Here is a 23,656-nt window from a genome sequence, read left to right as displayed (position 1 = left end):
AACACCGTTATTTTTTATAACAGCGGTGTTTTTAACTGTCCTTATTGTATTTTTCTGCCACAATCTTAAATGCATTAATCAGTACGCAAGTAGGGTGCCTATTGGGCAAAAAGACTAATATTGCAAACCTATTAAGACTGTAGAGTATGCACTTTTTTCTGTCTTTTTTATCAAAAATACCCTTCGGTATGCATTGGAAGAAATATTATTAATTGTATGAAAATTTCTAAAACTTTATTTTTCCTGTTAGCGCTGCTTGTGCATAGTAGTCTCTATGCAGATGTTATATTTTCAATAAAAGGAATCGATAATAAGGATGTAAAAGAAAACATCGTTGTTTTTTTGAAAGGATTGTCACAACCTCAGAATGCTAATAGCCAAAGTTATTTACAACAAGTACAAAGTTCAACCCGGCAAGCAGTGACTGCTTTAGGCTATTATCAAATGAAGCTGGACATTAATGTTACAGGCGAAGCAGGAAAACAGACCGTCACACTGCTCGTTAACCTTGGAATGGCCACCCGTATTACTGCGTTAAATTTAAAACTGCTCGGTGAGGGAAGCTCAGATCCCGACTTCTTAAAAATAGTTAAAAATTTTCCGCTTAAAAAAAATGATATTCTCCACCATGGCAAATATGAGCAAGGGAAAAACCAACTTAAAAATATGGCTCAACAACATGGTTATTTTGATGCGAAATTTTCCCAGGCATCCGTTGATGTTATTTCCAAAAATAACAGTGCCACTGTTAACATTCGGTTTGATACCGGTATTCGCTACCAGTTTGGTGAATTGTTTTTTTCTCCAGAAGATTTACCCGCCAAAAAACTTATCTCTTCATTACAAAACTTTAAAGCTGGCGATCCCTACGATTCTCAAACCTTAATGAAATTTAATACGGAAACAAATAGAACGGGTTATTTTAAAAACATCTCCATTGTACCCGAAATTAAAAAAAAGCAGGGACGCGAGATTCCACTTTTAGTGCTTGCCAAAATGCGCCCTAAAGACTCCTTTAATGCAGGTATTGGGGTTAGTACAGATGAAGGTATTCGGGGTAAGTTCCGCTGGACAAGACCCTGGGTAAATCAATATGGCCATAGCATAGTGGGTAATGTTGTCGCCTCCGTACCTCGGCAAGAAGCCTCCTTAGCCTATAACATTCCTATTAGTGATCCTCTTTACCATTATTACTCGATTAAAACAGGCTATAAATTTGTTGATGACAATGATACCAATACCCAACAATATTTATTTAGTGTCGGTCGCTATAAACGTTTAGAAAATAATTGGTTACGCAATGTATTTGTTAAATATCATAATGAGACCGGAGAGCAGGGGCAGGACGATTTTTCTGCTGAATTAATTATGCCGGGAGTCAGTTTTAGCCGCATCAGATTACGTGGTGGTCTTCATCCAACTTGGGGAGATACCCAGCAATACGAAATCGCTGTGGCCCATAAAAGTTTATTTTCAAGTTCTAATTTATTTAAAATTTATGGAAAAGCAAAATTTTTGCGTAGCTATAATAAGCAGCAATTTTTCAGCACCACGGAAGTGGGCGCGCTTTATACTGATTCTATCTATAACGTGCCAGCTTCCATGCGGTTTTTTGCCGGGGGTGATCAAAGTATTCGCGGTTACAGTTACGAGAGTATCTCCCCAGAAGATAATGATGGATATTTAATCGGAGGAAAATATCTCGCCGTGCAAAGTTTAGAATATCGTTTCCCAGTGGCCAATAATTGGAAGGTGGCGACCTTTATTGATGCCGGAACTGCTACCTCTACCTTCAGTGAGCCGATTTCCGTTGGTGCTGGTCTTGGTATTATTTGGTCATCTCCGATCGGCCCAGTTAGATTTTATGCGGCAGCGCCCGTGAACAATGCCGATACAACGCTTAATAAATGGATGCTGCACTTTATGATTGGACCTGAATTATGAGTATGAAGTTAAAAATAGAGCTGATATGTAGAAAAACTTTTTTAACTTTATTGTTATTAATTATATTTACTGTCGCCAGTGTAACGTCAATTTTATTGACACATTCTGGTACTAATCTTGCTATTAAACTGGCAACCAAATTTGAACCGCGTCTTGCAGTCACAATTGATTCAGGTAGTTTTTTTTTGAATCCCCATTATTCTAATATCAGTTGGAAATCTGATTCTTTTTCAATTTCTTTTTCTAAATTAGAATACGCATTTGATTGGTCATGTGCTTTTACAAAAATTTGTGTCGAAAAGCTACATACCGATGATATGGTTATTGTTTTAGATTTAGACAAAGTGACGCCGCCGACAGAAGCTGAAATTAAAGCACTGGCGGATAATCCTTTTACCTCGCTGCAATTGCCAATCTCAATAGATATTCAATCTCTTATTTTAAACAATAGCTCTTTTATACTGCCTGACAGATTATCTGTTGCCAGCAAACGTTGGGAAATCCAGGCACAAGGTTTTAAAGATAATATTACCGTTTTCAATTCAATCACAGAGGGGCTGGTGATTGATTTACCCAGCAGTAAAGATGAAATAATACCCGATAAAACAGTGGCAGCAACAGAAACAAGCAATTCAATCGCATTAAACTCATTGCCGGCATTGGTAAGTGAACAAAATTTACCAGAGATATCATCCTTTTTTAATTTAGATATTAAAAACATCCAAATTTCAGACTTTAAATTAACCCAAGGTGACAAGCAACCTATCGTTTCGATAAACTCGGTGCAGTCAGTATTAAGATTTTTTTACAATAAATTAGAAGTAGATCAATTCAGCCTTGATATGCCGAATGCGGATCTGGAATTAATTGGAGAAGTAAATTTTACCGGTAAATATCCATTAGCGGTTCAATTAACTGGCAGCATTAAAGATCTTAAATACCTACAGCCGAACTCTCTCCTCAACGGGCAGCATTTTATCTTAAAAAGCAGTGGCGACTTTTCTAATTTAAAAACAGATTTACAGCTTACCGATAAAATAACAGCCCAAATGAAATTAGATGTAAATTTATTAGCCGATAATTTACCTTACAGTATAAGCCTTGATTGGCAAAAATCAGGTTGGCCTTTTGATGGGAAATCTTCGTATTTTTCACCAAAAGGGCAGTTCAGCAGCCAGGGAAAATTAAATGATTATCAACTCAGATTACAAGCTGATTATGAATTAGAAAATATGCCCGGAGGAAAAGTCGATTTAAAGGCGGCAGGGGATTTACAAAATTTAAATGTAAATAATTTGAAAATAAATACTCTTAACGGATTATTAAAATTAACCGGTGCTCTCGACTGGTCAAAAAAAATCACCTGGCAGGGGCAATTAGATATTGAAGATATTGATTTAAAACAATTCAAAACAGAATACACAGGCCAATTTAACGGAAAATTAAAACAATATGTTGCTATTGAGTTAAACGAAAATAAAGCGCCAGGCTGGTTAGTCTCTATTCCAGAAATGGCTATTACAGGTCAATTTTTAAACCGTCCCTTTGCTATTAATGGTGCTATTAATGGCAACGATAAAGAAGGATTAATGTTAAAAAATGTTGACCTGCATAATGCTGACAACCAAATTATTATCAATGGAAAACTAGCACAAAAAAATGATTTAACTGTCGCCATTAATATTAAAGATCTAAGCCATGCGTTACTTAACAGCAGCGGTGTTATCAAGGGGAGAGTTAACATTCAGGGCCCGATGGACGCCATTAAAATCAGCTCTGATTTACAAGCGGATGCGCTCCACTATGAAACATCCTCCCTCAACTCATTAAAGCTTAATGGGCAACTTCTGCTCTCAAAACAACAGCCCAAAGCCACACTCGTTGTACAGGCCAAAAAAATAGATGTTGCCGACCAGCTTATTGAGAGTATTGATATTAACGTCAAAAATACTGGCCACAGTGCGCAAGGTGAAAATCATCAGATTGACCTTGAGGTAGTCAGTGACATTCTCTCCAGTGATATGCGGATACAATTAAAACAGAGTGGCGATAAATGGTTAACAGCAGTAAGTGCGGCTGTTTTAAATTTTCACAAACAAAAATTGACACTTGATACTCCCTTTGATGTCGTTATTGAAAAACAAGATGTGCAACTGACGGCACATTGCTGGACGGCTTCGAGCAACAGCATCAAAAATAATGGTAAGTTATGCCTGAAAAAATTAAATATAGGTAAAAATAATAATATTATATTACAGATAGACTCCTATCTTCTGGCTGGCCTTGATGAAATATTACCTGAAAAAATAAGCTTTGATGGTGCAGTTTCGGCGAATGCCGATATAAGTTGGCAAGGAAATGATAAGCCAGCCGGTGATATAAAAATCTATTCTACCGATATGAAAATAAAACTGCACCTTGCAACCGATGATAAAAATATTGTTGAGTATCCGGTTGATACCTTTGTTATAAATGTCCTTTCCGACCAGAAAAAAATAGATTTCTCAGCCAATCTATCATCAAAAAATTTACTCGATGCGCAGCTAAAAGGTCAATTAAAAAATAATACCAATAACCCGAATATAGAAGCGAGTGTCGACTTTAATGTGTTAAATTTTACGCCTTTCAGCGTACTTATACCCGAGATTGAAAAATTATCTGGCATGTTAAACGCAAATTTAAGCGTAAACGGTGCCATTAAAAATCCGCTTGTTAATGGTGAAATTCATGTAAAAGATACCTCAATCAAAGCGGTAGGGGCTCCAATCCAATTACATGATTTAAACACTCTAATTAAAATCAATAACCAATCTGCCACCTTAGAAGGTTATTTTGATACTAATGGCCGAGATCCCGCAAGCAAAGACAACAACAAGATATTCAAATTTATCAATAAAACAGTCAGTCTTGTTGATACATCGCTTAAGTTTGTAACCTCGCCACTGCATAAAAATAAAACCATAACAAAGGAGGATATAGAAAAGGGCAAGTCATACATTAGCGGTGAGTTTGACTGGCAAGATAAGTTTAAGGGTAAAGTTAATTTATATGGAAATCAGATGGTTATAAATGATTATTCTAAAATATATCTACTGGTGAGTCCAAATTTGGAATTGACATTTGATCAAAATATTAATTTAACCGGGGATGTTGTTGTTGATCAAGGAAAAATAACCGTAAAAGAGTTACCAGCAGGAGCTGTTTCAACCTCAAAAGATATTGTGGTTGTTGATATCAAACAGAAACCTAATGCAACTGACTTGCCGATAATGATGAATTTAACCCTAGATCTTGGAGAAAAACTAAAAATTGAAGCTTTTGGTTTGGATACATTAGTAACCGGTGCTTTATTAATGAGGAAACGATTAAATAAAGATTTCACCGTACATGGTGACTTAAAGCTTGTGGATGGTAGTTATCGCGCATTAGGTCAACAATTAGTATTACAAAATAGCAGAATAATATTCCAGGGAATTCCTGAATCTCCCTATATTTCAATTGAAGCTATTCGTGATCCAAATAAAATAGAAGATGATGTTATAGCGGGTGTGCGAGTAAGCGGTACACCGGATAAACTTGAACTTGTTATCTTCTCTGACCCCAGTATGTCTCAGCAGGATGCTTTAGCCTATATAACACGAGGAAAATCAATAACAAACAGTCTTAACAGCCAGGAAGATAATCAATTTACTAATATGCTTATTAATTTTGGGGCAGGGCAAACGTCTGAAGTAATGGGGGATTTCGGTAATAAAGTTGGTATAAGTGATTTATCCCTTACTTCAAGTGGTGAAGGTGATGGACAGACTGTGGGGGTGAGTGGCTATATTGCCCCAAATTTGGAGCTCAGTTATGGAGTTGGCGTATTTGATAGTTTTACAATATTTTCAATTCGTTACGAATTATTTGAACGCTTTTTTATTGAAGCATCAAATGGCTTAAATCAAGCTGTTGATGTTTTTTATAAATGGGATAACGAATAATTTGCAGTTATTGAGAAAAAATATTTGCATCTGCAATAGTGATGTTGATCGTAGTAAACACCGTTATTTTTATCACTAAAATCAGCCAATAATAAAAGGGGGCTTGTTACTTACAAGATTTTATTAGAAAGAGTAAAACAGCTTATTTTCACGTAACCAGCAAAAAAACTGGTTATAAATGCAGTTTAAATACAAAAAACCACCTGTAAGATACTGATATATTGAACTTAAGTAAAATTTAAATTAATTAGCTAGCTCCATTACTTGTAAATGCAGATATAGACAGATACTGGTTAAATTAAGTTTTTGATAATACTAATAAATATGAACTGAAAATTAATGGATTTGGTATTAGATAGCGAGTTGAAATTTAAATAACCTTAGTCAGTTAGGTTATGAACGGCCAAGTAATAACAACTGAAGTCAGTTAACTGTGCCATTTAAAGCTATATCATTTAAAATTACATGACAAAAATAAGATTAACTGACAATAGCTCAGATAATAAGAACCTTTAAAAATAAATTTAGATTAAAATGCTGGTTTACCGATTAAAATATACGGCAGTAACAGCTACAAAAAGAGTTGATTTTAGGTGGCAGTATATAACTATATGCTGATGAATCGATAAAATAATGAAGGGATAAGTTAGCCGTATTAAATGATGACTAACACAACAAGTTTAGATTTAACCGAGAGACAGAGCCTATTGAATAATAATATTTATAAAATCACATAGGTTGTGATCTATAGAGTTATCGAATTACTTTATCTTATTCAGAAGGTGACTTTAAATGAGAGGCTAATAATAAGCATGTAGATATAAGGGTTAATGAATATCTCATATTAAAAGGTTCTACAGCAGACTTATACCTATCCGCCACAATAACTATTAATGCGCATAATGTATATTATGTTAAATAGAATGGTATATTAAAGTATACTTGAATAACCATATCATCATGGAGATTCCGCGTAGAAATCAGAATAAGGGCCTTATTCTGATTTATTTAACATAATCCTATTTAACATAAAATGTATAATGTACTGTTATTAATATGCGCTGGTTAGAGCCGTTAACTTACTGATTAATTTGATAAAGTTATTAATTATTAGCAGTTTAAGTCTGTTTGTTATTTTATGTTTATACCTTCATATGCCATGAAAAAACAATAAAACCCTTGATATGGTTAGGCTATAGAGTGTTTTATTGAAATATATGGGCTCTCAGGTGAAATCTGAAGAAAAGTTAATGATAAAACCCAAGATAAGTTTGTAGTCATTAGCTATCAGCCTGCAGTTAAAAACAAGATCATCTGATGTCCTATTTTAATTCACGACTTTAATGATTAACGTGCTTAGCGAATGAATAATCGAAATGAGTCTGAAGGAAAAATCTTATTTACACGCACCAGAAAATGCCTGATACATTTACTAATTTTGTTTAATCAATCTTTTCTTATCGTACGGGTTCAAATTTGCATCCTGTAACGTAGTTACTATTGAAGTCATACGGAAACAATACAACAACATTATGCCGTTGTATTTCCATAATATATTACGAACATTTTACAAAGAGAAAATAATAAAAGTATTTGTAAGTGCCCTATTTACATGTGTTCTGTTTCACTCTAATGAAGATAAAGTAACAATGCGATTTTTTAATGTCAGGCTTTTGCAGGTACAACTGAGTTAGTTGAAAAACTATTCCAAGTTTTCCATAATGGTATCCGTCCAAGTCCGGCTTGATATTTATACTATACGACAAAGATAATCAATTATATTCAATAGAATTGGACTGGTGCCTTTACTGATAATAGAGTGAGAAAAAATAGGTTATATGGCTTTGATAAATTTAAGTGAATTTTTTCCTGATATTTTTTGATATAACTAATACCGGCTTAACTCCATCTAAATTATGTAATAATTGACTCAAATCTAATTCTGTTTCATAGGTTTCATTAATGCACGAAATGTTTGGGTAGTTTAACCACCCTGCTGCTTTTTTTCGTTTAACTTGCCAGATTTTTCCATATGTAAAAAAACATTTTAAATCAATAAATTGTTGAGAATGTTTATTGCGATTTCGGTAACATTCGGCCAGAAAAAATCACCAACAACGAGTTCAAGTGCCTCGCTCCCCAATTTAAATATTTACTATTAAGAGCAGAGATAAACGCCCGGGCTTGATTAATTTGTGGTTCGCGTTGTTCACACGACCTATCCTTATTAGTTAGGAATCAGAGCCCTCCGCTCGTTTAATAGACGACGGCACAATTAATTTATGTATTGGCTCCACGAACAACATATATAATTTACCAAGAAAATCATGAACATGCACTACGGTCTAAATTGAAACTAAATGAGCTTTGTCTGTCTGAGTATACACGGAAACTTTTACATCTAAATGTTTATCCGAGTCGCCTAATATGATTTCACTATCACTTAAAAAAAGTAAAGTGAATATTCCAACTCCATCACCAACTTGACATTCATTAATTAATTTATTAGCGTCTAGGTCACCTAAGTGACCAATATTTTTCAACCCAAGCATTGATACTATTTTGTTTTGACTTGCCATTAAAAAATTAACCCAAAAGGGTATTTGGCTTGCGTGATCTAACCAAATTTGAAGGGCCACTCTACTTTCTTTGCTCGAACAGAAAGAATATGAATCTGAATAGTAAGAGCCCTTAAGGGTTTTAAATACTTAACTATTAATTGGGACGCTTACTTTTTTAACATGAAATACAATACTCAAATACTCCGTTGATGCCTAACAGTGTATTAGTCTGCATTCTCACTAATACACTGTTAACATTTCATTTGTAGATAATGATTATATAATAACCAACTTATAAAACAGTTAGATAGACCCAACGCATGATTGTAAATTGAGGCATTTACATTGATAGAGATCTCTATAAATGCAAACCATAAAAAATTAACTTTTTATTTTCAACAAGTTAATGCATTAAGAATGTGAAAATTATGTATAAAATATTCATATAATGTGCAGTAAAAGTGGCAAAACTCCTAATGTGGATTATATCTGTGTATAAAAAAAGCTATATTGCAAGGAGTGTAAACATGTCAAACTCCCCTTTTATTGCTTTAATATGGCCCGAATTAAGAAAACGGAACTTATAATATCCACACTGAAAAACCTATTTATACGTTTTCATGACCTTAAACATCCTAAAGAGATGGTCAATTATCGCATGAAAACGGCATAATCGGCTTCTACACCCAAGTGGGAAAAAATGGATAGCTATCTCTTGTACACCGCGTGATAGAGGGTATTTGAGGGCACTCAAAGGGAGAGTGAATTTATCAAATAATCATGGTTGGTTTTGATCGTTGAGTCAGAGGTTATTTTCCTGTAGCTCAATATCCAAAATTTTTTAGAAGTACTCTAACAAGAAATATGCGGGATATGGTGCCAGTTTGTTGTATATTGCGGGGTTAATAATTCACTGCGCATTGACCATTGACCATTGTTCATCTATGCCTTGTGCTACAAAAGGCACCATAAGTGCTAAAATGCTGGTTTATTTTATCGAGTACATTCATTAAAGGTTCATTTCCCTGTGGAGGATTGAATAAATCCCATTGCTGATTTTCTTCACTGCTTAAATTTAATAAGCCTGTGCCTATATGTCTATTTTCTGAAAGTAAAAGGCGCTCTGTTATATTCAATATATAACAAATAAATTCTCCACATTGATATTTTGATTTTTGATGGCCACATGCGCGTCAAAATTAAGATGTCACCACTTAGTATACGTATTCCTTCCATTGAATGGCCACCAGCTTTATCAATGAATGTGGCGCTAATCGTTCATTTAAGCTCAAAGGTAATTGTAAATATTTAGATATCAATAAGCACAAGTTAAATTGAGATTATTGATGTGGGGTTCAATCTATTTAGATAAAATTCAATTTATTAAACATTCTAACTATTCTATTATCTATAAAGACTGATGTTAAAAATTAAAAGAAATAACTAAATAATATTCAAATTGGCTATTCGTCAGGGTCCTATTTCGCGAAGGCCTTCGTTATCTATTGCAGGACTTTAAATTCTATAGAGGTAGCATTCCATTCTACAAAATTATTAAGATTGCTATCAGCCACCAGCTTTTTTCTCTTAAATAAAAAAATTAAAAGTTATCTATCTATTCAATAATTGCAGCCAATAACTCTCCTTATAGAATCAACAAAGAAATTTTTTAAAGTGGTAGCGTTACGTCTATTTTATTGACAGTATTTTTTATTTCATAAAGTTTTTTATTTTTAAGCCGTCACAATATCTAGTTCAAGTGTCTTTTTAACCGCAGAGATAAGATTAGGCTTAAGATCAGCACAAAATAATATCGCTTTAAAAATTTAACTTTTAACTTTTAACTCGATTTGTATTTTACATTAGCTTTTTTTTTAAGTTCCTATCGCTTAAGTAACTATTCCTAATTTCTAATTGTGTTATTAGCCTAATAAGAAATCTTAAAATGCTTAGAGTTATATTCCATAAGCTCTTCGCCCTTCTTTCCAAATCAAAAAGCTGTTCCTATATACCTTACGCAATATTTTTAGATTTTAATTTTTAGCTTTTTATTAATTGGAATAATCTTAAATATTAAGGTTAAACAGGTTTGAAAAATGTTCTTAATACAGTGGAGCATAGCCAGCAGGTTTATAAGAATTTTTTAGAACTGAATTGTTTTTTAGTGTAATAGCCCATAGAGGTAATTCAGCCAGTTTGAATTTAACAGTCTTTACTAATGGCGACTTTTAATAACAATTAAATTATTTTGCAGAAGCAGAATTTAAACGATAATTTAAATTCACTTATTAAGTTTATTTTTTATTAACATGCTTGAGAAAAAAGTGCTTTATTCATATCAAAAATTAATTCGTTAAAGCGCCGTTATCATATAGCGCTAATCAATTAATGCGCTATTCATCTGTTTCAAAATTAAAATTTACAAAGGTAAAGCCTGATTCATTGCGCTTTAATGTGATGCTTGAGTTTTCTTTTAATAGCCGGGATTGGCTGATCTCTCTTTTAAGTTTATCATCATCTAATGTAGAAACATCTTCACTGGCAAATATAATGCTTTCAGCTTTAATGCCATCCCAGTGCCAGATTTGATATAGCACATCATAGTCGCCCAGTTTAGCTTGGTGCTGATATAAAATTTTTGTCTCACTGTCTGTAGGGACTTGCTCAAATTTACTCAGCATATTCTTACTCCATTTTAATCTCTATCATCGTTTTATTATTGCGCCTCTTATCGTTAAATAACTGTGATTAAATAGCATTCGCATAACTGGCTTTATTAATATAATGAAAATTGCACTCATCCCCAAAATTTATTGCACTTTCAGCAGACAGACACACTTCATAGGCCACTAATGGGTTATCTCCTTTTGCAGCATTGTAATCAACACAAACAACCGACTGTGATTTTTTTGCAGGATACCCGTTTAAGGTATAGTGACCGATTAAAACAGGCTTAGCATTTTTTTGAAGATGATAGTCATGCCACCACTCAATGCGTTGTTGAGTCCGCTTTTTACCTGTTTTATCGACAAAAAACTGCCCCACCGGCATGGTCTGCTCAGGCCCTTTTAGTAGGGTTTCGCACAATGCATAAAGCTCATGCTGTTTATCAAACGCATTATGCCAGTGCGCCTCTTTTAAAGAGTTATCTTTATTTAAGTAAGGCTGAATGGCATTAATCGCATCATTATCCCAACAAGCATGAATGGCGCGCACCGTTGTAAAATCAAGAAATAACGGTAATTGCTTAAACCAGTTAATCCATTGCTGATGCTCAAGGCTATCCTCGCCCACCGCCGTCAAGAAAGCTTGGTGTTGCAGGTAATTGTTTTTTGTATGCGGCCGTAAAAAGGAGCCGTCCGCCTTTTTAAGCGCCCAACCGACAGCATTAAACTCGTGATTACCCAATATGCAATGTGCCTGTTTTTGATCCGTCAGTGTTTTAACCTGATTTAACAGCGCAATATGATTCCCGCTAAACCCTGGTGCGTTATCAATTAAGTCGCCAATAAAAACCAGTTGATGATTCGTAGCCGGTTGATGTGGCTCAAAATTGATACATTCCAGTAACTGCGCTAACTTTTCCTGTTGCCCGTGAATATCGCCAATAAAGTATAAGCGCTCAATTTGTGTGTTTGTTGTCATTTAATACTCCGAAAAATTTCATGGCCGCGTAGAACAAGGGAATAAGGATAATGGGGAAAAAACACAACACAACTTGAACCTAATAGCACTGTTGACTGTCGAGTCCTGTGGGACGAGCATTGATGCGTTTATTCGGGTTTATTATTTTAATTTTTCTGAAATACCTAAGTTAATAAGTCTTTCGCTCTCTATAGCTAACTGTAATAGACCAGCGCTACTTGAGTGTACTTTTTCAAGTTAAAGCACCTCAACAACCCCACTATAAAATTCATCTTTATAACCATTAATATCGTTAAGAAGACCAGTAAATTCATTCTTCCAACGCTAGCAGTAATCCCTGTCCTTTAGACCGGGGAGGATGTCTGTCCACCAGCAATAGAGGCATGTATGGCAAGATTATTATTTTGCGTTAAGTCGAATACTTTACAGGTGATAAAGTCGGCCATAAAAGTTTGATCCACAATGCTTTTGGCATCATTAACGGGCTCATCTTGGTCATCTTCAATCAACTAAATATGCGACTTATCAAACTTGATAGGCGGCATGTCATATTCTGGTTGTAATAATGTACATTTCCTCAGGAAATGTTTTACCTTCAGTATGAAAAGCATATAGCATTTCGGTGACCATCTGCGGGCTTGCACCAGTAATCGCCAGCAGTATCTTCTTCATATCAACTTTCCAACAAAGGTAATATTTCACTGTACCCAAAGAGTGCCTGTGATACTAGCTTTAATAGCTTATTTTTTGATTTATATTTCATATAGTTAGGTGATTTATTAGCGTTTCGCTCTGCGCGCGTTTTTTTTCGCTTGTTGTAATTTCTTCCTATCGACTGATTTTTTGCCATTATTTTGGCATATAACACTGTTATCCTGCATTAATGCTTTTCCTTTCGGGGATTTCATAAATTGCTGGGCATCAACACAGCCACTTTTTGCTGATTCCCTGATCAGTACTTTTAGTGAATGAGAACATTTCACTTGGTGATCTGCTCGCAGTTTTTGCCAAATTAACATTGCAAGGTCAAACTGCATTTGCGCTTTGCTTGTCCCACTAGTGCAAGATAGCGCTCTGTTTGAAATCTCTAATGCAAGATCTGAATGCTCAGGTTTATTTTTTAACAGGTTAAATAGTTTATCTTCATAATGAAGGAAAGCAGGAAGTTGCTCATGACTATCAACCATGAGATTTAAACCTTGCTCTGGATTGGAATTTTTACCCCAATAACCATAATAATCACAATAACCTTGAAAGTATTTTAGACCCTCCGACTGATGTGATTGCGCATTAATGAGTGCTGTTTTAACCTGTTTTTGAAGGAGTTGATTTTCTTTGTCTTTTTCCCAAACATCTAATTTATGTGCGAAGTCTAAGATAAAAGACTGTTTTACGTAGGCATTAATGCCTGCATCAACCCACTTTAAATACTGTTTTTGGTCTTTTTCGTAATAATAGGTTTGTAGCGCTTTAATGGCATCGTGGTTAGCTTTTTCAGCGGCTTGATGTATGAAGTTAACACCACGTTTATGTTGAGAATTTTGTAACAGGTATGCCGCATATTGAGAGGGGACTTCACCTGAATCATCATTTTTTAAAGCTTCTTTAAAACAACTTTCAACGGTTATATTTTCTGGTAATGGCAGGAATTTATTTTTATAAACTTCGGCATAAAGTAACCAGGTTTCCTGGTGATCCTGCTTATGCGCACGAGCCAACCAGTAAGCTAAATCATGTTGCAGTAATTGCATTTTTGCTTTATTTTCTTTGCCTGATATTTGATTATGTTCAGTTGCTTGCTGCATTTTTATTGCATAATGTTTAGCAAGTGAATATGTCGCTTCTTTATTACCTAAGAGTGATCCATAAATATCTTCTTGCAGTGCTAACTTAGTGGGTTCTTGCCACACATTAAGCTCAGAATCGTTTTGCATATTTAATTTATAAGCAAGGTATTGGGTTATCTCTAATAAGCTTTTCATTAAGTTATCTAACTTGTATTTACTTAATGCGTATTCACAACTCCATGAACCATCATAACGTTTTAAAATATGAGCACTTTTATTCCCTTCAATACGCAACTTATTCAGTGTATCAAGAATATAACCCGGCACTTTATGACTATATGAAATTTGCTTTATTTTGCTATTTAAGTCTCCAGTGATGGGAGGATATAAATTTAGTTTTGCTCCTACTTCATGGCACCACAGTTCAACAAACATGCGCGCTTTTAGTAAACAGCAGGAGTGATCCGTTGAATAGTGTTTTTCTACCTCTTGGCTTAAACGATAAAGTTCCGGAAAGCTGTGCTCTATAAATAAATAGTTATTCGTCAGTTGTGTGCTATTCGGTAAATATGCTAATTGGCCCATGGTTATTATCCTCAAATTGTGTGATCCCTTGAGTTTAATAATAGACAAGCCACAAACTTTATGTGGTTGATAAGCTTGTGAAGTGTTAGGTTAATCAGAAGATAAAGTAAATGTATAACGATTATCAGCATCACTTCCGTTATTTATTACGAAATATGATGTTTGAGTTATTCACTGGACAGTAAATAAAATAAAACTGATTAAGTATCAGACCTAATATATGGATAGTTACAAATTAGAATAACCAACTCAGTTCAGGTTTGATCGCAATAAAAAAACATTCCGTTCAAATCAAGGTGTTTTTTGGTAAAGGGCTTTTATTCTTCTTATACTTTCAGATAAATCGTTTATTTGCTGGTTTTGCGGTCTTTTTCCAACAATCTCATTCATTAGAGGTGACTCGTCGCCTTTCTTTTTATTGAATTTAGTGGTCAATGCCAAAACCAACTTTATCTTGATGCGGCAAGTCCCACGAGATCAGGAATTTTATTCCGATCTTTTTCCCGTCGAAGAAGCGCATTGCAGAAAAGCGTCTTGTTGCGATCGCAACAGTGAAACCTGTGTACTGCATCTTTCTACGGATAATAAGACTGAATACAAACCGATAGGTATCGATAAGCTTCTATCGGATTATGATCAAACAAAGACACTTGTCCCTGAGGGACCAAACGAGTCAGGAAGCGAAATTAATGGATTCTAAAGATATTATTGAGAAATTTGAAGGAAGTATGATTCAGCATGGCAGCTATAATGATCGCATCTATTTAATCAAATTAGCCCCTGAAGCCCCCTCAACCACGCCATGCAATCTAGTTGATTTGGCCATAAAAAATAATTATTCAAAAATATTTGCCAAAGTTCCCGAATGCCATTCTGCATTGTTTTTAGCGAGAGGTTTTAAGGAAGAAGCCCGTATACCTGGGTTCTATGACGGAAAAATAGCGGCTGTATTTCTAGGATTCTACCTCAACGTCGAACGTGCCGCAGAGCCTGACCTTGTGAAAATGAATAAAATTCTCAAAACTGCGCTTGAAAAACAAGTGGCCAAATCCAAATGCCATTTGAGCGGTGATACTACCCTACGCATTTGTAATAAAGCAGATGCAATCACTATTGCTGATCTTTATAATACTGTATTTCAATCCTACCCTTTTCCGATAGATGATCCTGCCTATATAATTAATACCATGAAAAGTAATATTGATTATTTTGGGATAGAAACCAGTGGTCGACTGGTGGCTGTATCATCGGCAGAAATGGACAAACAATCGTGCAACGCTGAAATGACCGACTTTGCCACACTCCCGGAATACAGAGGTAAGGGATTTGCTCAATGCCTTCTTCTTCAAATGGAAAACGCCATGAAGAACAAGGGAATCAAAACGGCCTATACAATAGCTCGTGCTATGTCTGCGGGAATGAATATTACATTTAGTAAGGCAGGTTACCAATTTGGCGGAAGGCTAAAAAACAACACCAATATTTCCGGAAATATTGAGAGCATGAATGTGTGGTATAAAAATTTAACCGAATAATAACCTATTGCACAGCTGTTTGTTTATTATAAGAGGCACTTATCAAGTATTTTAAGATACTGATTTTGTGTTCATATTTAAAAAATTAGGAATTTATTTATGCTGCGGTCAGCAAAAAATGGCTTTAGTTGAATTTAGAAAACGGCAATATATATGCGATGGCAACAGCTCAATTAAATTTTTGGTGGTTAACCGCCGCATACTGGAATAAGAAAAACAGCGATTCTTTATTATCTTAAATATGTAATAAGTGGAATTGGCGTAAGTAATAACGAAAAGCACATATCCCTATACAAGAAAGGACAAGTAAATGTTATTAGTGATTGCCATGGCCGATGCTTACGGCGCAGGATTTGAGTTTACAGAGAATGAATATATTAAAGAAAACCACTGCCTTACCAAGTATCATCAGATCTGCTTAGATAAAAAATCCACTGGTTGTTATACCGATGATACTCAGATGTCGATAGCGATTGCTGAATTAATGGTTAATGAGTCAGGCCCATGGAACGCAAATCTGGTTGCGGAATATTTTTTAAAAGCATTTAAGCGCGATCCCCGCCAATCTTATTCTGAAGAATTCTATAACTTTTTACTGAATACCGAAACATCAAATGAGTTTATTGAAAATATTTATGCCGACAGTATTAGAAATGGCTCAGCGATGCGTTCGGTCCCCTTAGGTTTGATTAAAGATAAAACCGAGATGCTTGAGAAAGCAAGAATTCAGGCTTCAGTGACTCATGACTCTTATGAAGGCATTGTAGCCTCACAAGCCGTTGCTTTGGCAGTCTATTATTTTGTTAATCAATTAGGCAAAAAAGAGGGGCTGTTTGATTATGTTTGCCAACAAACAAACGAGATCTTTCAGCGTGATAAAACGAGCCGAACAGAATGTAATGCCATTGAAACTATTGATGCTGTTTTAACCGTGCTGTCTCAGTCTGACTCTCTTACCGAGGTGCTTGATAAATCAGTTAATCTTGGCGGAGATACCGATAGCGTGGCATGTATTGCTTGCGGCATTGCCTTTTTCTCTGATGAATATGTCAAAAATTTACCTGACTTTCTTGAGCGAGATATTGAAAATGGACCTTATGGCAAAGATTATCTGATCAAACTAAGTGAAAATCTTTCTTCCCTATAGTTAAATTATATAGTTAAGTTATATAGTTAAGTTATATAACTACTTTCTATTCATCACTTAATTAATAGAATTGCTATGGTGCGCACCGCAATTGGCGCACCTTACGGGCTGTTCTATAGTCAATGTATTGCACAAGTCAGGCATCAGGTAGAAGTAGAAAAAGTTAAAACACTCTGCCAAAGGGAGTGGGAAAATCTAGTTAGTTAATTAATGCGTGTGGTATAACAGATAACTTTTCCTCTTGGCGCTTTCACTTTTTACATTGCTGGTTAAACTTGTACTGATGCCACAATAGTTCGAATCACCAGCTACTAATTTTATAGTCTCTGCTCAATAAGATATCTTAATTCAGACACTTCATTCTTCAGTGCAGATAAGTCTTTTTCTAATTGTTCAATGCGATCATCTCCCTGCACAACTTCTGATACAGGCGCCACTGTAAGGGGAACTTCAGCAAGATCAACTTCACCACTAAATTGATGCATATAACGGCTATCGCGCTTTCCAGCTTCACGGGGTAATTTAACGACCAGTGAATCCTGGACTAATTTATCAAGGACATTCTCAACCTCTTTTACATCAATAAACTGGCATAGTCTATGGGATCTTGTTCTTAGCTCTCCGGGCGTTTGCGCCCCCCTTAATAGCATGCAGCAGATAATGCCTTTTTCTTGCCCAGTAAATTGAAAATTGCCAAATTCGGTGTTACAAAAACGGTGCCGGTACTTTGTTACACGGCCATGAAAACCACTTTCATCGTTTATTAAACGTTTTTCTATTAAAGCGTCCACAGCATCTAACACTTCCGCTTCCGAGAGTAACATTACCGGATCGCGGTTGCTTTTCTGGTTACATGCATTGGTTAAACTATTTAAAGTAAGGGGGTATAAGTCAGGGGTTGTTAGCTCTTTCTCCATTAGGCAGCCGATAACACGGGCTTCAATATTTGAAAATTCGATATTCATACTGGTTTCCTTTTTATTATTTTATTCAAACCGCTTAAAGGCCAATAACCCCACTACCCCTTAAAAAACTCGCTTAGATACAACAGAGGCAATGCTCAGTAATAGTCATTGTTATAACACAAAATTTTCAAACGAGTTAGTGACTAATTATTTAACTATCACTGCCCTGCTTCTATGTTTAAAAAATGTTGGTTGTTGGTTGATGAGTTAGTTTTTTATTTTTTAAACACTTCTTTAAGGCCGCCACTGGTTAACGCGGCAATATCCATCAGGGTCAGAAAAGGACTCACCCCTTTTTATGTGGTAGCCATATATCGCGGCCCCCATAGCGGATCGAACTTTTTTAAAATTTCGCATAGAGTGCTTTGTGGGCATCTATTTTTCTTTACCACAATTAATCATAAATTTAATGCTTTTGGTCTTATTAACTGACAGCAAAGCTTAGCGGTTATTTTTCAAGATCTTTTTTCTTTTGCTCGAATTCCTCTTTATCTATTTTACCGCTAGCGTATCTTTTTTTGATTATCTCTATTGGGCTTTCTTCTTTTTCCATACTTTCGGATGATTGAGACGTATTATATAGTTTCGCTAGTACAAAGATGACAATAATAAGAAGAATCCAAAAAGCAATCATGCCTATGCCACCTCCCCAGCCCATCATATCTTGATATCCATACATCATTTTATTTCTCCTCGTTTTCTTTACCGTCTAACAACGTCGGATCAGTTGCTGAAGTGTTTCAGCTAGGCTTCAGCAACCTGCTTGTTAAATTCTATTTCCAATGCTTGAAGGGGTTATCTAATAGACTTGAATTATAGTACTTTGGATCGCCACTCACTTCAGTGGTTATCCAGTGCGGTAATTCAAATGTTTCCTGCTCACTTTCAAGCTCTATTTCGGCTACCACTAAGCCGTCGTTATCTCCGTGAAAAATATCAACTTCCCAAGTGTGACCAGAATAAACTATCAAATATCTTGTCTTTTCTACTACCGGTCCATTACATAACTCAGATATTATTTCCTGAGCATCATTGACTGGTATTTCATATTCAAACTCAGTACGAGTGACCCCTTTGTTTTTACCTTTCAGCGTAAGATAAGCTCTATCTCCAGCTAATCTAGTGCGTACAACAGTTTTATCTATTGTTGTGATATACCCTTGTCTGATTAAAGTTCCGCTATCAAGCGAACCTAATTTAGTTAGATCAAGTAAAAATTTTCTCTCTATTTCTTTAGCCATGGGTCTCTCTTCCTATTAGTAAATATAACACTGCAATCAAAATTATGCGTCCGCATTTAATCACCTTGCTGGGGGGATTTACAACTTTTTTGCAGCTATATCTTCTGCATATATTTTATCAAACAGAGCCATCACAGGAAAAATTATATTTTGATAAGTCCCTGTTGTTAATTTTTATATTGTGAAATATGAGCCCTTACACTTACCCACTCTCTTTGGGCGTTCTGAGATCAATTTTTTGAATAAATGCTTTCCCTTTATACTGATTATCAATATTCGAAAAGAATTGAAATATTGTTCAATTTTATTGAGTAAATAATTTATCCTATTGTAGATTTATACAAAATAAAATTCATCTGATTCAATAATAATTCAAAAAAAGTTTTTTATCTGCTCTCTGATATAAGCAGCAGGGCACTAAGAATATGTTATCTTCTGCTGCCACTGACATACTCATAATTAATTTTAATAGTTGGCCTTATCTGTCATCAATTGCTATCTGTATGCTAACGATGCTGTAAGTTTTTATTTTTTTATTTTAATTCAATAGGTTAAACTTTTATTAATAACTGACTGATTAAATTCATGTGTAAATTATATGAAAAATACTTTAATTTTTCCTTCTATTTTCTGTGCCCATTAATATAAGGAGAGACTTTGTGATAATTTATTTTAGGATTTTCAATCACTTTTTTGGCAGTTTTGTTGCCAATCTCAATCCTGACACCCTTCTGTATTTTTTATAAATACTGTGAAAAAATTATTTAAACTAAAATAATTGTTAATTTCCACAGAAAAATTGTTCTCAATTTTTGATTTGTTTACAGCTTATTAGGCATATCAGCAGTGATTATTTACGGTATCTTCAAGCTCTATAGCATCAATACATAAGGTAAAAGCCCTCTGTAGAAAGCCAAAAAAGTGCTTTTTAAGGAATATTTTGAGCTGAACATTAAAATAAATGTAAAAAAATAACAGGGAAAAAGCTATTTTAATTATTCTAAGCGCTTAATAAATATCGATGAAATTCTATTTTAAAATTTTTATAACCTTATTCTTTCAGTTTATAATCTTAGGTAGTATTTATACCAAACGCATCAAATAAGTGATCAGCCTTGCTGGTTAAAATTATTCCTAACTGCGTTGTGAGTTTGGAAGTGAGAATAACTATCTCCTGCAACTCATGCCTTGTTAGTATTAATTTTTCCTACGCAATGCAAGATCACATCTTTAATACATTTGGTATTAGCCTACTGCTGTTTTATGTTTTATTGAACAGATATGTAAATCAGTAAAACTGATAAATATTGCCCTGTAAAATGCCTGTTTCATATCTATTTGTCGATCAATAAAAGCGCATTTATTAAACTTGCTCGTCAACTTCAATCCAAAAGCCTATATGTAACACTGGGAAATTTTTATAAAGGCAACCTTGTGGTTATTAGATTCACTACTGCAGCTACTTAAGTCTATGGAGAGTATGACTTTATCCATACTAAAAAAGAAGCTCAATAAATTTAATAACGACCTCCGCTTGATTATTGAAAGCCTTGATACTAGTCTTTTATGGCTTGCGTTAAATACTAGTATTAAGGCTTTCAATAAATAGTTAGCACCTTTATAAATTTTTTCTGCATTTATTATTTGGATCAATAGCACCCCAAAAAACGTTATTTTTGACATATATAAATTCCACTTCAACTATTTTTAACATCGCTGATATTGCTCAGTTAAATCATAAAAGGGAGCGTAAAATGAGAAAAATAGGACAAATAAAAAACTTAATTATTGATACTGATATGGGGTGGGATGATGTACTAGCTATCTTGCTGTTAATCAAAAATCCTAATTATAATATTTTGGGCATTACGGTTACCGGTTGTGGCGAAACTCACTTAGAGCAAGGCGTCGAATTAGCATTACAACTTGTTACTTTAGGCAATCAGCCTGATATCTGTGTTTGTGCCGGAGCTGATAAAACAGGGCAATATAACCACCAATTCCCAGAATCTTTTAGGGATATGATGGATGATGCTTGTGGTTTAAGAGATAAACTACCTGCGGCAGAGAGCACAAAGGATCAACGTAATGCATGGGAATTTATCAACGATTGCTTAAACGAGCAAGAAAACCAAATCACTATTTTATCATTAGGTGGTTTAACGAATATTCAAAAATTAATAGAAATGCAACCTTTCCCTGCGCTTGAAAATATAGAACGTATTGTTGTTATGGGAGGTGCTATTGACGTTGATGGCAACGTGGCCGCGCTAAATAATTCAAATAAATATTGGGATCAGGGAACAGAATACGCTTCAAATACTTATGCTGAATGGAATATTTTTTTAGATCCGAAAGCTGCTCAAGTTACTTTTAATTCCGGCATTCCTATTAAATTAGTCCCTTTAGATGCATGTGATTACGCTATTTTAGATAAAACATACTACCAATTGGTCACCGCAAAAGATGCTGTTGCAAACTTTGTCAGAGCGCTTTTATACCAAAAAACCGAGGGCTCAGCCCAAGAGAATATTCCTTTGCCTGTCTTCGATCCTTTAGCGGCAATAGAAATGACCAATGATTTAGTAAAATCAAAATATGAAAAAATGCGTATAGGTGTTAAAACAACTGAAACAAAAAAAGATAATACCTGTGGGCAAACCTATATTACAACTAATAAATCTGTACCCGAAATTGAAGTTGTCACCAAAATATCAGCAAATGAATTTAAACAAAGATTTCAAGAATCTGTCAACTCGCCTCTGTGTCCGCGATTAAATGAAAACATAAGTAAAAATATCGCTATTTTGATATACGATCAGATCGAAATTCAAGATTTCGCTGGTGCTTTTGAAATTTTTTCAGCAGCTCGTAATGATGATAATTCATCGGTGTTTAATGTTTTTACTGTGGCAGCAGATAAGGCACCGATAACCTGTAATTCAGGTGTTACACCCACAGGCGGAAAAAGTAGTTCCTTTAAAATAACAGCAGATCACACTTTAGATTGTCACCCGAAAATTGATACCTTATATATTATTGGCGGCCCAGGCATTGACGCTTTACTTGATAAAGAAGCGCAACAACCCTTCCTGACAGAATGGATTTCTATAGTATCTGAGGAAGCTGATTATGTTGCAGGGACTTGTTCCGGCGCATTACTCCTAGTGCTTTCTAAACAATTAAAAAATATGAATGTGACAACTCATCATACCCGTTTTGAGCAAATGGACGCGTTAAGTGAAAAGTACAGTTTAGGCCTTAACGTTTTAGATACACGTAATGGCGAGCAGTACATTCATAACCCCAGATCCAAATTTATGACTTCAGGTGGGGTCACATGTGGTCTTGCACTTTCTCTTCATATTGTTGAGTTATACCAAGGTTTAGCAAGAAAAGAGTCGCTAGCAAAAGATGTTCTGGAATATACCATTCCCAGAGGTGTTGCACATCCTGAATCTTATAGCGCATCACATATGGATCCTGCTCATTTTGTGCTTGGTTTTTCACATCTGAATATTATTGTTTCAGACTTAGCGATGATGGATGATGCAACTCGATTTTATAAAAGAACCTTAGGTTTTAGAGAGGCGTGGAGTGTTTGGTTGTCACCGGAATCTTGTGAGCACTTTGCGAGAGATGCGGGTTTTGCCGATGGCAAAGGAAAAGTAATGGTTCGTTTTCTGATCCATCCTAATGCTCAATTTCATTTAGAGTTAATGTATTATGAATACCCTAAAGGAAACCAGAAAATAAGCTTCCATAAAACAAATGATGTAGGTGGCATTAGGCATGTGGCATTAGAAGTAAATAATATTCTGGAAGTGTATGACTGGTTAAAAAATCAGGAAGGAGTCAAAATGTTATCGGACACACCTCCTGAAAAATTAACACCTGATCCTCAAACATTTTTCTATTGGATTGATCCCTATGGAGTGCAATGGGAAATGGAAGAAGGGAGACCCATGGCCAGAGTTATTAATGGCACTGTCGGCTAATTTACTGTGCAGCTGTAAATAACTAAAAGAATAATATTTATATTAAAAAAGGGTAATAACATTATCTGTTATTACCCTTTTTCTTACCTTATTTTCACTTATTCTTTTTTAAGAAAAATGTATCAATCCCTTGATATTTTTGCACTATATAATTTTTATTAAAATATATTCTATTTTTAAACATTTGATAACTTATTTCTGTGGTATAGACTCTATTTTTATCTTATTTATAAGAGAAATTGATAGATTATTGCCTGTTTTAATC

15 protein-coding genes and 1 pseudogene are annotated in these 23,656 nt (G+C 34.9%); 6 read left to right on the top strand and 10 right to left on the bottom strand.

Going from position 1 to position 23,656, the window contains the following annotated elements:
• The first annotated feature begins 216 nt into the window (after positions 1 to 216).
• Positions 217 to 1,944: an autotransporter assembly complex protein TamA gene (locus PING_RS09955; protein WP_011770247.1), complete on the top strand. Its 1,728-nt coding sequence runs from the start codon at positions 217 to 219 to the stop codon at positions 1,942 to 1,944.
• Entirely contained in the window at positions 1,941 to 5,927 is a 3,987-nt protein-coding gene (locus PING_RS09950; RefSeq protein ID WP_011770246.1) for a translocation/assembly module TamB domain-containing protein, read from the top strand. The genes PING_RS09955 and PING_RS09950 overlap by 4 nt, the downstream gene beginning before the upstream one ends.
• Positions 5,928 to 8,158: 2,231 nt before the next feature.
• Here the strand turns inward: PING_RS09950 and PING_RS09945 are convergent.
• From PING_RS09945 to PING_RS09930, 7 genes and pseudogenes are all read right to left on the bottom strand, one after another.
• Positions 8,159 to 8,611 (bottom strand): annotated as a pseudogene (locus PING_RS09945) (DUF2867 domain-containing protein); the annotation flags it as partial.
• A 729-nt stretch (positions 8,612 to 9,340) separates the two neighbouring features.
• Positions 9,341 to 9,430 (bottom strand): DUF4113 domain-containing protein, encoded by a 90-nt coding sequence (locus PING_RS21850; protein ID WP_083761746.1) that lies wholly within the window; start codon positions 9,428 to 9,430, stop codon positions 9,341 to 9,343.
• 1,451 nt (positions 9,431 to 10,881) lie between these two features.
• Positions 10,882 to 11,169 (bottom strand): hypothetical protein, encoded by a 288-nt coding sequence (locus tag PING_RS09940; RefSeq protein ID WP_011770245.1) that lies wholly within the window; start codon positions 11,167 to 11,169, stop codon positions 10,882 to 10,884.
• Between the two features lie 67 nt (positions 11,170 to 11,236).
• The gene (locus tag PING_RS09935; protein ID WP_011770244.1) at positions 11,237 to 12,133 is read right to left on the bottom strand and encodes a metallophosphoesterase; all 897 of its coding nucleotides are present in this window, start codon (positions 12,131 to 12,133) and stop codon (positions 11,237 to 11,239) included.
• A 344-nt stretch (positions 12,134 to 12,477) separates the two neighbouring features.
• A complete protein-coding gene (locus PING_RS20970; protein WP_198134680.1) occupies positions 12,478 to 12,642 on the bottom strand; it encodes a hypothetical protein in 165 nt (54 codons plus the stop codon).
• Between the two features lie 37 nt (positions 12,643 to 12,679).
• On the bottom strand, positions 12,680 to 12,805 hold the full coding sequence (locus PING_RS21610) for a hypothetical protein (protein ID WP_269571468.1): 126 nt from the start codon (positions 12,803 to 12,805) through the stop codon (positions 12,680 to 12,682).
• A gap of 107 nt (positions 12,806 to 12,912) precedes the next feature.
• Positions 12,913 to 14,505: a DUF4145 domain-containing protein gene (locus PING_RS09930; RefSeq protein ID WP_011770243.1), complete on the bottom strand. Its 1,593-nt coding sequence runs from the start codon at positions 14,503 to 14,505 to the stop codon at positions 12,913 to 12,915.
• A 427-nt stretch (positions 14,506 to 14,932) separates the two neighbouring features.
• Here PING_RS09930 and PING_RS20965 point away from each other — a divergent pair, with 427 nt between their 5' ends.
• From PING_RS20965 to PING_RS09915, 3 genes are all read left to right on the top strand, one after another.
• Positions 14,933 to 15,205, top strand: a complete 273-nt coding sequence (locus PING_RS20965) for a hypothetical protein (RefSeq protein WP_041766339.1) — start codon at positions 14,933 to 14,935, stop codon at positions 15,203 to 15,205.
• On the top strand, positions 15,195 to 16,040 hold the full coding sequence (ablB, locus tag PING_RS09920; protein ID WP_041766337.1) for a putative beta-lysine N-acetyltransferase: 846 nt from the start codon (positions 15,195 to 15,197) through the stop codon (positions 16,038 to 16,040). Before PING_RS20965 ends, ablB begins: the two co-directional genes overlap by 11 nt.
• Before the next feature lie 310 nt (positions 16,041 to 16,350).
• Positions 16,351 to 17,187: an ADP-ribosylglycohydrolase family protein gene (locus tag PING_RS09915; RefSeq protein ID WP_011770241.1), complete on the top strand. Its 837-nt coding sequence runs from the start codon at positions 16,351 to 16,353 to the stop codon at positions 17,185 to 17,187.
• A 317-nt stretch (positions 17,188 to 17,504) separates the two neighbouring features.
• On the opposite strand, the gene PING_RS09910 is transcribed toward PING_RS09915, so the two are convergent.
• The 3 genes from PING_RS09910 to PING_RS09900 form a co-directional block, all read right to left on the bottom strand.
• Entirely contained in the window at positions 17,505 to 18,152 is a 648-nt protein-coding gene (locus PING_RS09910; RefSeq protein ID WP_011770240.1) for a YceH family protein, read from the bottom strand.
• 448 nt (positions 18,153 to 18,600) lie between these two features.
• Positions 18,601 to 18,834 (bottom strand): SHOCT domain-containing protein, encoded by a 234-nt coding sequence (locus PING_RS09905; RefSeq protein ID WP_011770239.1) that lies wholly within the window; start codon positions 18,832 to 18,834, stop codon positions 18,601 to 18,603.
• Positions 18,835 to 18,925: 91 nt separating this feature from the next.
• Positions 18,926 to 19,393 carry a CYTH domain-containing protein gene (locus PING_RS09900; protein WP_011770238.1) on the bottom strand — a complete coding sequence of 156 codons (468 nt, stop codon included), beginning with the start codon at positions 19,391 to 19,393 and terminating at the stop codon, positions 18,926 to 18,928.
• A 1,754-nt stretch (positions 19,394 to 21,147) separates the two neighbouring features.
• On the opposite strand from PING_RS09900, the gene PING_RS19485 reads away from it, so the two are divergent.
• The gene (locus tag PING_RS19485; RefSeq protein ID WP_011770237.1) at positions 21,148 to 23,391 is read left to right on the top strand and encodes a nucleoside hydrolase; all 2,244 of its coding nucleotides are present in this window, start codon (positions 21,148 to 21,150) and stop codon (positions 23,389 to 23,391) included.
• Positions 23,392 to 23,656: the final 265 nt, after the last annotated feature.

It is taken from the genome of Psychromonas ingrahamii 37 (assembly GCF_000015285.1).
Classification (GTDB): Bacteria; Pseudomonadota; Gammaproteobacteria; order Enterobacterales; family Psychromonadaceae; genus Psychromonas; species Psychromonas ingrahamii.
Note: the sequence above shows the minus strand (reverse complement) of the source record. Positions and strands in the feature narration are given on the sequence as shown.

What these genes read in the sequence shown, in the direction of transcription:
- PING_RS09955 (WP_011770247.1), top strand. Translation starts at nt 217, where the DNA reads ATGAAAATTTCTAAAACTTTATTTTTCCTGTTAGCGCTGCTTGTGCAT.
- PING_RS09950 (WP_011770246.1), top strand. Translation starts at nt 1,941, where the DNA reads ATGAGTATGAAGTTAAAAATAGAGCTGATATGTAGAAAAACTTTTTTA.
- PING_RS21850 (WP_083761746.1), bottom strand. Translation starts at nt 9,430, where the DNA reads ATGAACAATGGTCAATGGTCAATGCGCAGTGAATTATTAACCCCGCAA.
- PING_RS09940 (WP_011770245.1), bottom strand. Translation starts at nt 11,169, where the DNA reads ATGCTGAGTAAATTTGAGCAAGTCCCTACAGACAGTGAGACAAAAATT.
- PING_RS09935 (WP_011770244.1), bottom strand. Translation starts at nt 12,133, where the DNA reads ATGACAACAAACACACAAATTGAGCGCTTATACTTTATTGGCGATATT.
- PING_RS21610 (WP_269571468.1), bottom strand. Translation starts at nt 12,805, where the DNA reads ATGAAGAAGATACTGCTGGCGATTACTGGTGCAAGCCCGCAGATGGTC.
- PING_RS09930 (WP_011770243.1), bottom strand. Translation starts at nt 14,505, where the DNA reads ATGGGCCAATTAGCATATTTACCGAATAGCACACAACTGACGAATAAC.
- ablB (WP_041766337.1), top strand. Translation starts at nt 15,195, where the DNA reads ATGGATTCTAAAGATATTATTGAGAAATTTGAAGGAAGTATGATTCAG.
- PING_RS09915 (WP_011770241.1), top strand. Translation starts at nt 16,351, where the DNA reads ATGTTATTAGTGATTGCCATGGCCGATGCTTACGGCGCAGGATTTGAG.
- PING_RS09910 (WP_011770240.1), bottom strand. Translation starts at nt 18,152, where the DNA reads ATGAATATCGAATTTTCAAATATTGAAGCCCGTGTTATCGGCTGCCTA.
- PING_RS09905 (WP_011770239.1), bottom strand. Translation starts at nt 18,834, where the DNA reads ATGATGTATGGATATCAAGATATGATGGGCTGGGGAGGTGGCATAGGC.
- PING_RS09900 (WP_011770238.1), bottom strand. Translation starts at nt 19,393, where the DNA reads ATGGCTAAAGAAATAGAGAGAAAATTTTTACTTGATCTAACTAAATTA.
- PING_RS19485 (WP_011770237.1), top strand. Translation starts at nt 21,148, where the DNA reads ATGAGAAAAATAGGACAAATAAAAAACTTAATTATTGATACTGATATG.